We start from the raw sequence: 16,336 nt of genomic DNA, 5'->3' as shown, positions 1-16,336 counted from the left end.
CGCTGGAAGTCGCAGAGGTGGAGTGACCCCTACGTTTTGGAGCCGCAGCAAGCTTCGTCGCCACCGGCCTGGATTGGAGGGCACGGCACCGAACCGAACGAGCAGAACACACAACAATGGCCCGGTTTTGGGCGCAAGACCGTGTGGCAACTTTCGCACTCGTAGAACCATTGGCACGCGTCCGTCGGCATTGTTTCGTTCTTGGCATGCCCACACTCAGGGCACGTCAGAACAGAGTCCAAGATCAAATCCATTACGGCTTTGCCGGGGCAACAGATGACGGGAATCCAGCTTCCGTGGTGGCCTTGGTCAGCACGTCCACCTTGACCTTGGTGTCATCAAAGACCACCGTGGTCTCTCGTTTGGCCAGGTTGGATTTGACGCCAATGACTCCGTCGATCTGGGTCAGTGCCTTCTTCACCGTGATGGGGCAAGTGGCACAACTCATGCCGGGCACCGACAGAGTGACGCTTTGTTGGGCAGCCCAGCCGGGCGTCAGCAGCAAGAGTGCTGCAGTGGTCATGATCAACCGCTTCATGTCGGAGCCTTTCATCAGTAGAACCAGTGGGCGAACAGGGGGAACACCAGCGCGGCCACCAGCAACAGGGTCACCAGGGCAAACAGCACCTTGTAGGAGAGGCTGACCATCGGCCGCTGACATACCTGTCCCGCTTCACAGGCCACAACCGGGCGCCATATCCGGCGCGCCGCAAAGATCAAGGCGATAGTGGCTGCACCAATGAACAGTGGTTGGTACGGCTCCAGCAGCGTCAACGTGCTGATCCATGCTCCAGAGATGCCCAGCATGATCAGCACCAGAGGGCCAAGGCAGCAGGCGGACGCAAGGAGCGCGGACAGGCCACCCGCGATCAAGGCCTTTCCACCGCCAGTGGCACGGGCAGAAATGTCTGTAGATTTTGTTGACATGGCTTAAGCTTAGTCCCGTACATTGGTACGGAGTCAAGCACCATGAGCCTTCCTCTTCCGCATGCCCACCCCGGCTTGACCATTGGTGATCTGGCCAAGGCGGCCGGTGTCAATGTAGAGACCATACGGTTCTACCAACGCAAGGAGCTGATGCCCGAGCCAGAACGGCCCCAGGGCAGCATTCGGCGATATGACCAGAATGACCTATCGCGATTGCATTTCATCAAGACTGCGAAGCGGCTGGGGTTCAGCCTGGATGAGACCGCGCAGTTGCTGCAACTCGACGATGGTGCGAGCTGCGCTCAAGCCCGTACACACGCAGAGTCCAAGCTCGCCGAAGTTCAACTCAAGCTTGCAGACCTGCACCGAATGGAAGCCGTACTCTCTGAACTGATCGATCTCTGCAGTTCTGGGAGAGGCAAAGTCCGTTGCCCGCTGATTGCGGCAATGGAGAGGCAGTCGCCTCCGCTACAGATTTGAAGCAGTGGTGGACTGCCAGCGATGTGGCAAAAGATCATGGATGCGGCTGGCGCGCTGCATGGGCAGACGTGCCATCACATCGCGCAGGTAGGCGTAGGGGTCATGCCCGTTCATGCGCGCTGACTGGATCAAGCTCATGACGGCGGCGGCGCGTTGGCCCGCGCGCAGGCTGCCAGCGAAGAGCCAGTTGTTGCGACCAATGGCAATGGGCCGGATCTGGTTCTCGATCCAGTTGTTGTCCAAAGGCAGTTGCCCATCGTCGACGAACCGGGTCAACGCCACCCAGCGCCGCAGGCTGTAGTCCAGCGCCTTGGCGCTCGCTGAACCTTCGGGCACCTTCTGGCGTTGCAGCAGCATCCACTGGTGCAAGGCATCGAGCAGCGGCTTCGTTTGTTGTTGCCGGATGGCCCGGCGCTGATCGGCGCTGAGCTCCTTGACCTCGCGCTCGATTTCGTAGACCCGACCGAACTGCTGCAGCGCGAACTCGGCGATCTGGCTCTGGTTAGCTGCATGCAGATCGAAGAACTTGCGCCGCGCGTGCGCCAGGCAACCGACCTCGGTCACGCCGCTGGCGATCAAGGCTTTGTAGCCGCTGAAGTCGTCACAGGTGAGGCTGCCTCTCCAGTCGCCCAGGAAGCGCCGGGCATGTTCGCCCGAGCGTGATTCGCAGAAGTCGTAGACGATCACCTTGGTGTTCTCGAAGGCACCCGTGGCATAGGCCCAGAGGTAGGCCCGGTGCGTCTTTCCGTTGCCCGGCTTGAGCATGGACACCGGCGTCTCATCGGCATGCAGCACGCGGTGCTGCAGCAGCTCGTTTCTCATGGCATCCACAAGTGGCTGCAACTGCACGCCACACGCGCCCACCCACTGAGCGAGCGTGGAACGCGGGATCGCGAGACCAGCTCGACCAAAGATCGCTTCCTGGCGGTACAGCGGAAGGTGATCGGCGTACTTGGCCACCAGCACCTGCGCCAGCAGCCCGGTGGTGGGGATGCCCTTGTCGATGATGTGCGGATCGACGGGGACTTGGGTGAGCGTCTCGCACTTCGCACAAGCCCACTTGCCCCGGATGTGGCGCTCGACGCTGAAGACGCCAGGCACATAGTCCAGCTTCTCGGCCACGTCCTCGCCCACGCGCTTCATCTGGCAACCGCAGGCACAGGTGGTCGAGTCGGGCTCGTGGCGGATCTCGCGCCGCGGCAGGTTGGCTGGCAGCGGCGCGCGCTTGGGAACCTTCTTCTCTTCAACCTTGGCGGGCGCCTGCGCTTCTTGCAGCGCATCGATCTCGGTGGCCACGGCTGCCAGGTCGGCCTCGATCTCGTCTTCGAGCAGGCTCTTCTGTTCGGGGTTGAAGCGTTCGGATTGAGCTGCGAACTTCATGCGCTTCAAGAGCGCGTTCTCGTGCGTGAGTTTGTCCAGCAACGCGCTCTGGTGGCGCAGCTGCGTCATGAGGCGCGTGGTCAGCTCACGCAGCTCTTCTGCGCTCAGGCTCTGCAGGGATTGAGGCTCGACCACCATGGGCATCCACTGTGCCAGCACTGGCACACGCGCACCATTGGCGCATGCCCCAATTGGCAAGCACCGGTCTGCGCTTCAGAGTCAGACCACGGTGATGACACCACCGTTGCCAAGGCGCTGCCAGGGCAGGCCCAGCACCAGCGCATCGAACTGGGCTCGGGTGAGCGAGGCGGTGCTTGCCGCATCACGCGGCCAGACGAACTTGCCGCTGTTGAGGCGACGCGCTGCCAGCCACACACCGATGCCGTCGTGCACCAGCACCTTCATGCGGTTGGCGCGTCGATTGGCGAACAGGTAGGCGTGGTGCGGGCGCGCTGCGCCGAAGACCGACACCACGCGAGCCAGCGCCGTCTCGGTGCCCGATCTCATGTCCAGCGGCTCAGTGGCCAGCCACAGCGCATCAACCCGGATCACTTGAGCAGCTCTCGCATCCACACGGCGCACTGGTCGGCCGCATCCAATGGCCAGGTCACCGAGACGGTGGTGGCGCCACGGCGCAGCTCGATGCGGATGTCTGGTGCAAGTGCAGGCCCTGGTGAACATGCCGCTGGCGGCAGCGGCACTGGAACGAATGCGGGGGCCTGGAGTGCAGGCAGCGCGCCACCCGCTTCGCGGCGCCACTTGTGAACGACGTTGGCGTTGATGCCGTACGACAAGGCAATGCTGGCCACCGATGCACCCGGCTCGGCGCACTGAGCAATGATCTGCTGCTTGAGCTCGGCGCTGTGCCGCCGGCGGGTCTTCTTCTTGGCTTCATTCATGGTGTCCACCTAAATCTTTGGTGGACACCATCGTTGCCGCTTAGACCAATCCCTTCAAGGGTGGGATGACCGTGCGCTTACGGTGAGATACCGAAACAGGTCAAACTTCTTGCCCTGGAGGTACTGTCGAAGCAGGGGCAGTTCGAAGGTATCGATGAACTCCTCTAAGTCGCCCCCCCCAAGCGTGAGGGTCTTTGGAATCGCTGCAGTGACTTGCTGGTTCACGAACTGCACCAGTTCAGGCGGAGCAGCCCGCTCAAAGGTCTGGTCAATCTGCCTCTGAACCTGACCGTCACTGTCGAGCGCAAAGCTGACAGGAATCGGAATGTAAGCCCGGCGCTTGCTCTCAACTTCTTCGACAGAGTACACGCCGAACGAACGGTCGCGCAGGTCGCCACGGAGCGCTGCCACCTCAGGAAAGCGTTGCCGGTAAGCCATGCGGGCACGCTCTGCACTCTCGCCAATCGCTTCGTCTGAGGCCTCTAACTTCAGCAGGTTGTCCGACTGAGCTTCGCTTGCCTGCGGCCTAAGAGGTGTGAAGGAAATAAGGTCAAAGGTCACCGTATCGCTTCGAAGCTCAACCTTGCTGAACCGCGGATGGTCTCCCCCCGATTCCTCAAAACGTTCGATTGCGAATCGACTCAGTTGGACGTCTTCATCAACGACGTCGAGCAGACCTTGTCGCACCAACGAATCGATGACAGCCAATGCCTCGCTATTCGTGAAGCCGAAGTAGTTCCTGAACGCGGTGAGGTTGACCGTCCCACAGATTCGTAAAAGCCGCAAAACGAACTCAGTGACAACGGGAAGACGCTCCTCAAGTGCGATGTATGCATCTACCCGAAAGGTCTCCACCGGAAGCCCAAAGGTCACACGGTTGAACTCAGATGGAAAGCTCATTCTCCTTCTCCCAGTTGTTCGGCGGGTAGGACCACAGCGCGACCCTGCGCCGCAAGCTGCTCGGTGTATTTGAAGACCCGACCCAGGGGCGTATCAGCGTGTCTTCCTTGCCAGAGCTTGCTGGAACCCACTACGAACAGCCGCTCCATAGCGCGAGACATTGCAACGTTCACCCGGTTCGGGCTACGAAGAAAACCAATCCGTCCGTCCGTGTTGTTTCGCACCGTAGACAAGATGACGATTCGGTTCTCCTTGCCCTGATAGCTGTCCACCGTGTCGACCTTGACAAGGCGCCGCAAAGACCCAAGCCATGGCGCTTCGGCCTTCAATTTGTCGATGAATGACCGTTGCTTGCTGTACATGCAGATAATGCCGATGGGGGGCTCTTGCGGCTTGAGGTCCTCCGCCATGAATGTCATGAACTCCTCGGATTCAACAATCTGCCGCAGCAACGCCATGACGACATGCGCTTCTGCAGTGTTCCAAGTCTCATCGCGGGCTTCGTTCTGTTGTTCGTAACCACGACGACCCAGCGTTGAAGTGTCGACCCAAGTCACTTGTTTTGACAGGTGTACGGGCAGCAAGTCGTAGTACTCGGGCGGAACACCCCTGCCCGTCTCAAGCTTTCCACCGTAGAAGCACTCGGACACCAGCTCGCCGATGTCTGGCGCCATCCGATACTGGGATAACAACGTTGTTCCAACCTGCTGCCCATAGGCGGAGTTGAACAGTCGCTCGAAGTCGCTCCGAAGCAACGCCGAATCATCCTCAACGCCGTATCGCTCGCGGACTGCTTGCCGCACCTGGTCCGAGAAAGTAGGCGGAAGCTGAAGGTGGTCCCCAACCAAGAGGATTCGATGCCCCGCCTGCATTGCAACGGCTAGCTCGCTGGGCGCTGCACGTCCCGCCTCGTCGATGATGACCCAGTCGAAGATGTTCTGCACGACCCCCGCGCCTCTATAACCAATACCGACAAGAGTGCCTGCAACGACGGTTCGAGACTTGGCCAAAAACTCCGCGAAATTGGCGTCTGACGAACCCAGGGCGGCGACCCACTCCTCGGACAGCTTGATGACTCTACCAAGCCTCGATATAGCATCCTGCGAACGGACCTCGTACTTCTCGGCCAAGTCATTTCGAATTCCACTCAGAATTTCGACTGGTGCCCCTTGGGCATCGACCTGGTAAACGTCTGCGGCAATGTCGTAAAACGCTTCCGTGAGCGCGCGGACCCTAGCATCCATCGATGCTACCGACCGCTCGTCCGCCCCTCCCGTGCGAGTCTGAAGCTTCGCAATTCGGTCGCAAAGCATCCCAAGCCTTAGGTGAAGGTCGACCACTTCAGCCGCATACCCCTTCGGCAGGCCAAAAGATGTGGCGAGCTCCACGATGCGCTCCTTCTGCTCGGCCTTGAACGACTCACGATATGCGTTCTCGATTGATGAAGCGTGCAGATGCCGAATCTCGTCGGAAGCCACCGATTCCGCGCCAAGTCGGACGGCATTGAAGTCCACCCCCATGTTGCGGCAGACCTCCATCCCCTTCTCCAAGGCATTGTTGACGGCTTCGTGCGCTTGGCTGACCAGCAGAATGCGCCGCGCGCCCTCCTTGGTCATCAAGTAGTGAAGCAACGAGGCAATGAACCAAGTCTTTCCAGTACCCGGAGGGCCTTGAAGCAAACTCACAGGTCCGCTCCCCAGGACACGTTTAAAGGCTTCACGCTGACTTTGATTGAGGCTCTTCCCATGCTCTGAATACGCCTCCAAGTCCTGGTCGGACGGAGCAGAGAACTTCATAGGTGCTAGCTCGGCAGACGGAGCGGCCTCAAAGTAAGAAATGAGCCCAGGTACTACAGCCTTGTCCTGAAGAATTCGCTCAACCGCGAACCGTCTTCGCGTGAACGATGCCTTCTCATTCGTGCTCATCAGGCGCAGTCGACTGCCAATCTTGAAATTCGCCCGGAGGTAAGGTTGGTCAATGGCCAGCTCAGCGTAAGCGCCGACTGTCGTGTCACGCAAATTAAGTTCCCCACAGGGCTTCCAGACCCCGTCATTGGTTTGGCTTTCGACGACGACGGAATCGGGTAGCTCGTAGTTCAAAACACCGGAGTCAGCGTGGTATGGAATCAAGAGCTGACCAGAGCGCTCTGGGTTGTATCTCTTGTCCCCCGCGACAGTCACGGTGAAAAACGCGTCCTCTTCAGCATCAAGAAGCGTTCTCCAGAGCTCCCGAATAGGAACTGTGTCGTCATCATCCGATGTCGCCGGACCGTCCTCAAAATCGGACTCGAAAACGGCCTCCTTGGCTTCCGCCTGCTTGGCGCTATCGCTGGCCGGAAGGCGTCGCTTCACCTGCGCATCGCCTAGCAAAAACAAGACCAGGTCCTGGGCATCCGGTGTAGGCCCGTCGACGAGCTGCACCTCCATTCGGACTGAAGCATCTCTCATGGTTTGAGAGCGCAACAGTTGACTCTGTGAAACGCTGTTGGCCTTGACAGACTCGACAACCTCCTTAAACGGATTCCAAATCAAAGTGAGTTGACGGCCGACGCCTGTCACATACAACCGGATGCGTCCCTCGGACTGGCGGTCAGGCTGCACAGCAATATGAAAAACACCGTTGTCGCTTCGCAGCGCACCCGCAGGCACGCCAGAGTATGCGAGGTTCGGCACGACCACTGTGAAGTTTTGCGACTCGTCCTTTTCGCTGTGTCCGACCTTGTCGAGTGCCTTCGAGAGCGGGTCGAGGGTCGACAGCGTCTGCGCCCCGAGCAGGTTCGCCAACTCTTCATAAACACGAGGAATCGGAAGACTCCCGTTAGTCGGCGCTTCGCGGCTGGAGTCCAAGACCTCGACGAGCACGGCCGCAAGGCCGTATCGGTCACGCTCCGTGGGAGTCAACGATTGGTAGTTGCTAGGAAGGTATCCAGTGGTGTACGCATCGCCGTGGGTTCTGCTGAAGTCCAGAACGTCCACCAGTACGGCGTCACCCAAGCTGCGAACCACAATGTTGTCGGGATGGATGTCGCCATGCGAAAGGTCCACTGCATGGAGTTTGTTAAGTGTGCCCACGAGCGACCGGGCCACCTGCATGCGCGCCTCATAAGACGGTGACGTCAGGAGCCAGGTTGAAAGAGGCTGTCCTTCGACCCAGTCCGTCACCAACAAGAGGCTACCTCTCGACAGCCCGAAGTCGACGACAGGATGCAGCCCCGAAATCTGCATGCCTTTTACAACGCGGGCACGCTCGAGGAAGGACAAAAGGCGCAGCGAAAGGTCCGGCTTCTTGGGGTCCGGCTCAACCCCATACCAGACCTTCACGAGGTGGTCGCCGTCTTCCGTGGTGGACCGGAAGCATAGGTACTCCTTCGTTTCCGCAAACATGTCTGTCTCTTCATAGTCGCGCTCCTTGCTGTTTGCGCGGTAAGACTCGAAGGCAGAGACATCAACAATCTGAAGCGGGGCGTCTGTAGTCGCAAAATTCAGCGCTTCCAGCATCTCCCGAGCGTTCAGGTACCTCTCGCTTGGCGCCGAAGACAACGCCCTCTTGATGACATCGGTCACACCCGAGTTGAACCCAGTCTCGGCTCTGTCTGACCAGGCGTACGTATCGGCGGACTTCGGTGGTCGCTCTCCGAACAATACGAGGTGCGCTAAAGCGCCGAGCATGAACACGTCCCGCCGATAGGGTGTCGCCGCGCTTTCGGCTTGCCCGTCCTCAGGTAGTACGGACTGCTCTACCTTGACTTTGTCGCGGAAGGCACCAACGGTCTTCATCTCTGGGTAGTAGGCCGCAGGAAAGCCAGACATGACGACCTTCGAGGACCTGTCCACCCAGACGCTGTGGTCCCCAATGTCACGGTGCGCCACATTGAGGTCATGAAGCTCTCCAAACTTGTGAAGCACTGCTTTTACAAGGCTGAGCCGCTCATCAGCGGAGAGTTTTGGAAGCACCGAATGGGTGAACTCGGCTAGACGGGTGACACGGCTGGGAAGCGAATAAAGCTCAACGAAGTCGAGCGTCACGTCCCGGTCAGCCTTGCGGCTGATAGGGCGCATTAGACTCAGTGAGAGCTCTTCATTCTTCTCGACAACGTACTCATAGACTCGTTGCTCTCGAAGGCCTACAAAAGGGCGGTCTCGCTCGCCGATGAGGTCCAAACCAAGTGCCGTGAAGTCCCACTGTCGCAGAAGCGCATGCTTAAGCGGGTCGTCCTTGGCGCTGGCTCGAAACTCCGAATACAGCTTTTTGGGGTGAATGAAGATGGGGGCACTCTCCGGTCGAAAGCCGTCGACTAGGTAGTCTTTCGGCTTGAACGAGGGCCCCTCAAAGAAATCGTCGTACCTTTTGAGGTAGTTCAGCGGGTTGAAGAATGGTCGCTTCCAGAAGTACTGCTTGAATACCTGCTCATAGCGTAGCGACAGAAACTCCGTCATCGTCAGGACAGATTTCTCTTCGTCAGGTGTGAGCTTCGTCTGTTTGACGTCACCGTGCATCACGACAAAAGAGGTGACGAACGGAGTGAAGTCCGTACCAAGCTTCTGCTTCATCAAACTTGCAAGTCGTTTGGCATTCAGATTCGCCTTGAGCACTGGAGACGTGTCCCTCGACTCCCCATCTAGATACCACTTCTGCCCGTCGGACTCAAGAAGCTTGCCGTGCCAGTTCTTCAACTCCACGACGGCCACGACACTGTGAGTGATGAGTACCAGGTCAAAGTCGTCGTCACCAGAACCTCGTCCACCTCGGCTGATAGCGAAGGAAGCGTATCCACGCCATCCCTTGCTGAAAGCGGTGCCACTGAACTCTCGCTGAATCTGCTGGTGTGCTTCCACCTCGGCTTTGGGAACTCCGGTTTTCTTGATGAGCTTAATGTCCATGTTCTCCCTCTCAATCGAACTCAGTTTTTATGAATAGCAGCATGAAGACGCTCAACGCGACTAGTCATTGCGGCGGCGGCGCTTCAAAAAACGCCCAAGCCACCCGGTAGTCATCCTCGCGGCGGGCGCGGGTGAAGGGGGCGGTGTAGGTGCGTTGCACTTCGCGGGGGCCGCCGGGGAGGGTGTCGTCCATGAGCCACTGGGTGATGGTGGTGCCGTCGGGCACCTTGGGCGTGCCGCCGCGTTTTTGGGTTTCTTCGCTGTCGCCGGCGTCTGCACAGGCGTAGGCCCACAGGTCGTCCCAGCCGAAGTTGCCTTCGCGCACCTTGCCGTCGGGGGTGGTGATGCGAGTGCGCGGGGTGGTGCGGCTGCCTTTGCGCGGCAGGCCTACGCCTACCAGGCCCTTGCTGTTGGTGAAGACGATGCGGCCGGTGGCGTCGTACCAGGTGTCGCGCTCGTAGCCTTGCATGACGGGGAACTGCACGCGGTAGATGAGTAGCAGCTGGTCCAGCGTTAGGCCCAAGACCTGGGCTACCAGTACATCAATTTCGACCAGCGCCATGCGGCGGGCGTAATCACTCCGCAGAGCGCAATCGCGCGTCCAAGTGCTGGTGAGCGTGTGCCAGAAACCGTGCGGTAGACGCGGGTTGCTCGGTTGGCTCCAGCGCTGGTCGGCAAAGCCTAGGTCATAGACCTGCTCCCACAGCGGAGCGTAGTGGGTGGTGAGGCAATTTAGCGCCGCAGAACGAGCCATAACTTGTATGACTCCCTCACATACGAAAGGAAGCTTCATCAAATCCACACCATAAAGGTCACCGCGACCCGCAGATTTGATGAGGAAGTCGAGCGGTATCGAGCTAAGTGTCGCGTTTGCCACCAATAGATGGGCTGACGAGCGAAAAACCGTTGTAACACTGGAATTGACCGCAACGACCCCTTTGGGAGCAATCGCGGGAATCAACGTTCGTTCCCCTGTTTGCGCCAATCTTCGCCGATGCAAGAGTGAATAGTGCTCAGTTAGTAACGATGAATCGACTTCTGAGTCAACGGACCAAGCAATCCTAGGAAGTGCATTTACATATTCGGCCGAGCTTGCTTTTGGTAGATAACTTGAACGCGGCAGAAAGTCATCCGGAAGCTCTTGAAGCGTTATAGGGTCATAGTGCCCATTCGAGCGGCAGACCAACCGAGGCGTTTTATTCAGCGGATTCGAAACGTGGTAATGAGGGCCTGAGAGGACCAAACCTTCTGGCGATTTCGCAAACCCATCAGAGACTTTTCGGCTCGCTAAGAGCCCCAGCTTTTGGGCCTGCGTCTCGTCGAACACCACATCAATCGTTCGAACACCCTTCCCCAGATTCAGAAATCGCATCCGCCAAGTTGCAATTTTTTCCAGCACACCGCCCAAAGCTCCTGCGTGCAAAGCGGGCAGTCGCGCGCGGCGGGCGGGGGTTCCGGGTTCATCGTAGAGTTGGGCAAAAGTGGCCAGCGCGGCCTCGTCCACGCGCACGATGCGGTCGCGATGGCCGGTGGTATTCCATTGCCCGGCCTCGTTTTTGTAGCCACCCACCGTTCCCGTGCCGTCGTGCAGGTAACAGGCATCGACGGTGGCTGGCGCAAACAGGTTGGCCAAGTGGTCAAAGCACGGCGCGGTTTGCGCGGGACCGTATATGTTGATGCTGTATTTGGTGTGGTGGTCCACCTCGGCAAAAAGCTGCAACTCGTTCACAAAACAGAAATGCCGTCGCAGCCGCGCATACACAGAATCGCGCAGCTTGCCGCCCTTGGGGTCGTCATATGGCCCTTCGGGGTGCAGCAACGCTGCCACGCCGTGCGCACTGTTCAAGTCCCAGGCCAGAGGCATAAAGCATTTGTAGAGATTGGCTTTCATGCCTTGCAGCAGCGGGTAGTTCTGCGCAGCATTGAGAAAATTCTGAGCACCCTCAGCCTCCTGCAGTTCTGCAGTCCACGCAGTTTGCGCCCCAGGAAACTCATCGAATGCGGGAATCGTTCTCTTCGCGAGTTCAGGTGCGCTAATCTTCCGAATCGCAAATTCCGGGTTCATTTCACCCAGTACCCCGGAAGGGTCCCACTCCACCTTTAACCAAGGAGGGTTGCCCAAAATCAAATCAAAACCCCCACCGGGTCGACCATCAGCACTGGGGCCTGCGCCCAGCAGCACATCGGCAAAGCACAGCTCCCAGTGCATAAAGCGGCGCTGCTCTGCAATGCCCTCCACCACGGCCACACGAGCAAAGTGCTGGCGCAGCTTGCTGATGCGCAGCTGGCCCAAGCGGTCGTGCAGCGCGGCTGCGCTACCGGGTGCGGAGTTGGCGGCTTGTAGTTCGGGCTGCACGTCAAAGCCATCGAAGCTGGGCTGCACCTTCTGGAACACAGGGGCGCTGTCGTCGTCATCGCCAAACACCAGCTCGACGCCGCCGCCGGTGGCTGGCTGACTTGCGGGTTGGCTGAAAACTAGGTTGACCTGGGGCGTGATGTCGATGACGTTGCCCTCCAGGATGGCACCCACCTCCATCCACCACTGCTCGCGGCTGGGCAGGTCGGCACTGCGGGTGATGGGCCAGAACCAAAGGGCGCACCAGTAGTCCATGACGAGCTTGAGGCGGCGGAACGGGGTAGCCAGGTCGCCGTCTTCGTTCAGCAGGCCTTGCTGGCGGATGGCTTCCTTTTGCGCCCGGGAGACCCGGTTCTCACTACTTTTTTCATAGCTGCTAGCGCTTTCCACATCTGCGCCAGGGGCACTTTTTGCTTCAAATTCGTGCGGCCAGACGCGCAGCTGGTCTTCGGTGCGGGCACGGTCACGGGCCAGCGCGGCGGTGTGCTGCGCCCAAAGTGCCTCCACCTGCTGGCTGAGTTGCTGCAGGCGGGCAACTTCATAGTCGCCCAGCGGTGCGGTGAGGGCTTTGCGCCAGGCTTTGAGGCGGGCAAAGTCGTCGGGGTAGAGGCTTTTGGCCACCTTGTCGGTGTAGTCGCCCATGCCGGGGTCGGGCAGCAGAAAGTGCCAGATTTCGTCGGGCTGGCGCGGCGCATCAACGGTGGCGCGCCGGGGTGGGGCATCAAACCATGCGGGTTTGGCGCCTTTCTTCAGGGAGGCGGCGTTATAGACTTGGTGGCGCGCACCAATGAGGCTGTTGCCGGCAAAGAGCTGGTAGCCAAACCATGGCACGCGGGCGGGTAAGGGCTGGCCGTTGTCGTCTTGCTCGCCATAGATGGCATTGAGCCAGATGGATACCTCGGCCAGCTCGACGGCCACGGGGTTCAAGTCCACGCCGAAGACGTTGCGGTCGGCCAGGTACATGCGCACTTTTTGCAGCTCTTGCGGGTACTGGTCGTGGGGTATGCGGGTTTTGAGCTCGGCCTGCTTGCGCTCCAGATAGGCCTCGGCCAGCTGGTTGACGGCTTCGTTCAAGAACGCGGCGCTTCCCATGGCTGGCTCGCACACGGTGAGAGTGAGGATGTCGTCGGCCTTTTTGACGCGGTCGTTTTTCTCGTCGAGCAGTTCTTTGAGGGCGTATTTCACCAGGCACCGGGTGAGCACCTGGGGGGTGTAGTAGCTGGCGCTCTTTTGCCGGTCGCGGCCCGCCAGGCGGTAGATGAAGCTGCCTTTGGGGTGCATGCGCAGTTTGCGGCGGCCGTCTTCAACGTCGTAGACCTTTTCGTCGTCTTTGTAATCGTCGATGCGGCTGCGGGGGACGAACCAGGCGTTCTCCAGCATGTCGGCGTCGGAATCGCTGGCGCGGGCTTGGCGGCCTGTGCTGGCGCTGTCGTCATCACTGCCTTCTGCGTCGTCATCGCCTTCGTCGTCGTCTGATGCGGCACGGCCTTTTTTATTTCACCATGACTCCAGCCCGGCACTTCGCTGGACTACGCCAAGACTAGATACAGCAGGTTTATCAATAACTTAGGCGAGTTCATCATATGCCGGTGCTTTCTGAAACTTGACCCGACTTCCTCTCTGCTGGCCCCTAGAAGGCTCCTGGGAACCGGGTCTTTCCGAGGAGTCATCGTGGCAAAAATCAAGCTCACCAAGTCCGCTGTCGATGCGGCACAACCACAGGCGCAGGCCGTCGAACTCCGGGACACGCTGGTGCCCGGCTTCTTGTGCAAGATTACCCCGTCGGGCCGCAAGGTGTTCATGCTCCAATATCGGACGAACGCTGGCGAGCGCCGCAAGCCCGCCTTGGGCCAGTACGGGGAACTGACCGTCGAACAGGCCCGCTCGCTCGCGCAGGAATGGTTGGCCCAGGTACGCCGGGGTGGTGATCCCGGCGCAGCCAAGGCGGAAGCCCGCAAAGCGCCCACCGTCGAGGAGTTGTGCAAGAAGTTCATGGAGGATCACTCCAAAAAGCGCAACAAGCCCAGCACCCGAGTCGGCTATCAAGGCGTCATCGACCGCTGCATCATCCCGTTGCTGGGCCGCAAGAAGGTCCACGACGTGAAGCGCCCTGACATTGCCGGACTGATGGAAAAACTATCGTATAAGCAGACCGAGGCAAACAAGGCGTTCAGCATCCTGCGCAAGATGTTCAACTTGGCCGAGGTGTGGGGCTATCGGCCTGACGGCACCAATCCTTGCCGCCATGTCCCGATGTTCCCTGCCGGCAAGTCCACCCACCTTATCAGCGACGAGGACATGGGCAAGCTGTTCCGGCAGCTCGACAAGATCGAGGCCGAGGGGCTGGAGAACTACGTCATCCCGTTAGCGATCCGCCTGCAATTCGAGTTTGCCGGCCGCCGTGGCGAAATCGTCTCGCTCGAATGGGAATGGATCGATCTGGAAAACCGCCGCGTCGTCTGGCCCGATAGCAAGACCGGCGGCATGTCCAAGCCCATAAGCGAGGAAGCCTACCGGCTGCTTTCGACGGCGCCGAGGCCGGAAGGCAATCCCTACGTACTGCCGTCGCCGCGCCATCCAGGGCAACCCCTGACCACCGGCGAGTATTACGGCGGCTGGAGCCGTGCGCTCAAAGCGGCGGGTGCAACGCATGTGGGGACGCACGGCATCCGCCATCGCTCGGCGACCGATATTGCCAATTCAGGTATCCCGGTCAAGGTCGGCATGGCCCTGACGGCTCACAAGACTGTGGTGATGTTCATGCGCTACGTCCACACCGAGGACAAGCCGGTGCGGGAAGCCGCCGAGCTGGTGGCCAATCGGCGCAAAACAATCACGGGGGCGCGCCGTACTGAAGAGGTGAAGGCATGATCCGGTGAAAGGTATCCGTTCCGTCGCTAGCAGCACCTTCGGCGCTGCTAGCGACAACAAGGCGACCAAGTTGGTAGCGAACCAACGCAAGTCGGTCGTCAGCGCGCTAAGAGTCAAAAAATCAGGCCGTCAAGTCAAGCGTTCGCCTTGCGCGCTGCCAGTTTTGCCTCAAGCAGACGATAGGCTCTCTTCTCATCAAGCTTCAGCAGGTTCTGTTCGTTCTGTAAAAGGTCAGCCAGCACCGGCGTCACAACATCGAACAGTGCCGGCAGCAGCGCCTCGCCGATTGCTCGCGGCTCTGCAAGGTCCTCCAGTAGTCCCGACATTTCGCCGTGAGCGAGCTTGTTGCGGCCTTCTCGGTAGACCTTGTGGACTGCGACATCCACCGTGAGCGCGCCCTCGGGCACGGTGTCACCCTCAGGCTTGAGCGCAGTCTCGGCGAAGCTTGTCATATCGCTCGCCTTGCCACCTGCGCCCGACAGCCCGTCGGCGGCACAGCCATAGTTGACCACTGCCATGAAGTCGGAAGCCTCGCGACGAGCTTCACCGACCCAGTACAGTGCATTCGCCCAGCGTTCGACGAGATGCAGCGCATGTCCGCTTCGTCGTCCATCGACGTAGTGCTGCAAGATGCACCCGGCGGCATCCAGGAAGGATTGTTCGCCCGCCATCTTGGCGGCCAGTGCACCGGGGCGTCCACCAATGCCAGGCATCTGTACGCTCGATCCACGCAATATCCGTCCGTCTAGCGTGGTCGCGAACCGGTCCTCTGCAAAAAGATGCTGCCTGCCGGCTTTGGTAAAGCGTCGCGCATCCTCGACCTGGAACCTCAGTCCGATTGCGTCAATCGCAAGTCCCACCACCACCGACGCTTTGAAATGGGACCGCGCATGCTCATGCCCTTCCATCCGGATGGTCGCTACCCAGCTGTAATGGCGTAGCGTGCGCAGAACATCCAACGCATGCGATGCACGGCGGCCACTCTCGGCGACAGTTGATCGAGCGGTCAACTCCTCCATGTCCAGTTCACGGGCCTCGACCTGGTGGATGAGCTCGCGGACCTCCGAGTCCTTGACAAAGGAATCGAGCCATTCCGCTCTTGGCAGGAATCGCACTGGCCCCACGGCGAATGCCGGCACGGCCTGATCCGAGTGAAACAGATGGCAAGGGATATGCCGGTCGACATCGGGACTTGCGCTGGCGGCAAGCTGCTGCAGGCGTGCTTGGTAGTCGTCGACGAGCACAGCGTAAAAATCGTCACCGAGCACCACGTCCTGCTCATTCTGACCGTCCGGTACTTCTGGAAGGCGCGATTGGCAGTCGCGAAGCGTGTCTCCGATCGCCTGGAACGAGAGCTTGATGAAGGCCTCCCGGTCAATTGTCTGGCGCAAGGCTTCGAGTGATTTCCAGCTTTGCTGTGACAGCATGTGAGCTGCGTCCACGCCGACTTGTGTGACCGGATACTGACCGCCTTGGGACACCGAAATGGCAAGCGGAACCAAGGGGTTTGCGCTGAGGGCTTGCCACTGAGCAAAGGGCATCGCCTTCGCCTTGATCACGTCCTCGACGATCGTCTCCATGAGCTTTCCAGCGGGCGTCTCTTTTGCACCGCCCGAGCTTCCAAATTTGTTCTCTCTTGCCAT

At 59.6% G+C, this 16,336-nt stretch carries 12 protein-coding genes; 2 read left to right on the top strand and 10 right to left on the bottom strand.

The annotated features are described in order from the left end of the window. Positions 1–29: 29 nt before the first annotated feature. The 3 genes from G7047_RS31215 to merT are packed head-to-tail and all read right to left on the bottom strand — an operon-like array spanning position 30 to position 927. Positions 30–254: a GDCCVxC domain-containing (seleno)protein gene (locus G7047_RS31215; RefSeq protein WP_082585479.1), complete on the bottom strand. Its 225-nt coding sequence runs from the start codon at positions 252–254 to the stop codon at positions 30–32. Continuing rightward, positions 254–538: a mercury resistance system periplasmic binding protein MerP gene (gene merP / locus G7047_RS25705; RefSeq protein WP_056265797.1), complete on the bottom strand. Its 285-nt coding sequence runs from the start codon at positions 536–538 to the stop codon at positions 254–256. Before merP ends, G7047_RS31215 begins: the two co-directional genes overlap by 1 nt. Before the next feature lie 14 nt (positions 539–552). Next, positions 553–927 carry a mercuric ion transporter MerT gene (merT, locus tag G7047_RS25700; protein WP_056265800.1) on the bottom strand — a complete coding sequence of 125 codons (375 nt, stop codon included), beginning with the start codon at positions 925–927 and terminating at the stop codon, positions 553–555. A gap of 42 nt (positions 928–969) precedes the next feature. On the opposite strand from merT, the gene merR reads away from it, so the two are divergent. Next, positions 970–1,407, top strand: a complete 438-nt coding sequence (gene merR, locus G7047_RS25695; protein WP_056265803.1) for an Hg(II)-responsive transcriptional regulator — start codon at positions 970–972, stop codon at positions 1,405–1,407. Here the strand turns inward: merR and G7047_RS25690 are convergent. The 6 genes from G7047_RS25690 to G7047_RS25665 form a co-directional block, all read right to left on the bottom strand. Continuing rightward, complete coding sequence (locus G7047_RS25690; protein WP_166311894.1) at positions 1,396–2,925, bottom strand: IS66 family transposase; 1,530 nt, start codon at positions 2,923–2,925, stop codon at positions 1,396–1,398. The two genes, merR and G7047_RS25690, sit on opposite strands and share 12 nt — an antisense overlap. 81 nt (positions 2,926–3,006) lie before the next feature. Then, positions 3,007–3,339, bottom strand: a complete 333-nt coding sequence (tnpB, locus tag G7047_RS25685; protein ID WP_056265807.1) for an IS66 family insertion sequence element accessory protein TnpB — start codon at positions 3,337–3,339, stop codon at positions 3,007–3,009. Beyond that, on the bottom strand, positions 3,336–3,686 hold the full coding sequence (locus tag G7047_RS25680; RefSeq protein WP_056265811.1) for a transposase: 351 nt from the start codon (positions 3,684–3,686) through the stop codon (positions 3,336–3,338). Before G7047_RS25680 ends, tnpB begins: the two co-directional genes overlap by 4 nt. Positions 3,687–3,740: 54 nt before the next feature. Continuing rightward, positions 3,741–4,586: a hypothetical protein gene (locus tag G7047_RS25675; RefSeq protein WP_166311159.1), complete on the bottom strand. Its 846-nt coding sequence runs from the start codon at positions 4,584–4,586 to the stop codon at positions 3,741–3,743. After that, positions 4,583–9,466, bottom strand: a complete 4,884-nt coding sequence (locus tag G7047_RS25670) for an AAA domain-containing protein (protein WP_166311158.1) — start codon at positions 9,464–9,466, stop codon at positions 4,583–4,585. The genes G7047_RS25675 and G7047_RS25670 overlap by 4 nt, the downstream gene beginning before the upstream one ends. A 64-nt stretch (positions 9,467–9,530) precedes the next feature. Continuing rightward, entirely contained in the window at positions 9,531–13,202 is a 3,672-nt protein-coding gene (locus G7047_RS25665) for a class I SAM-dependent DNA methyltransferase (protein ID WP_205904676.1), read from the bottom strand. Positions 13,203–13,493: 291 nt separating this feature from the next. Here G7047_RS25665 and G7047_RS25660 point away from each other — a divergent pair, with 291 nt between their 5' ends. Then, positions 13,494–14,693, top strand: a complete 1,200-nt coding sequence (locus tag G7047_RS25660; protein WP_166311157.1) for a site-specific integrase — start codon at positions 13,494–13,496, stop codon at positions 14,691–14,693. Between the two features lie 134 nt (positions 14,694–14,827). On the opposite strand, the gene G7047_RS25655 is transcribed toward G7047_RS25660, so the two are convergent. Beyond that, the gene (locus G7047_RS25655) at positions 14,828–16,336 is read right to left on the bottom strand and encodes a hypothetical protein (protein ID WP_240939267.1); all 1,509 of its coding nucleotides are present in this window, start codon (positions 16,334–16,336) and stop codon (positions 14,828–14,830) included.

The sequence above is a fragment of the Diaphorobacter sp. HDW4A genome, from assembly GCF_011305995.1.
Taxonomy (GTDB): Bacteria; Pseudomonadota; Gammaproteobacteria; order Burkholderiales; family Burkholderiaceae_C; genus Diaphorobacter_A.
Note: the sequence above shows the minus strand (reverse complement) of the source record. Positions and strands in the feature narration are given on the sequence as shown.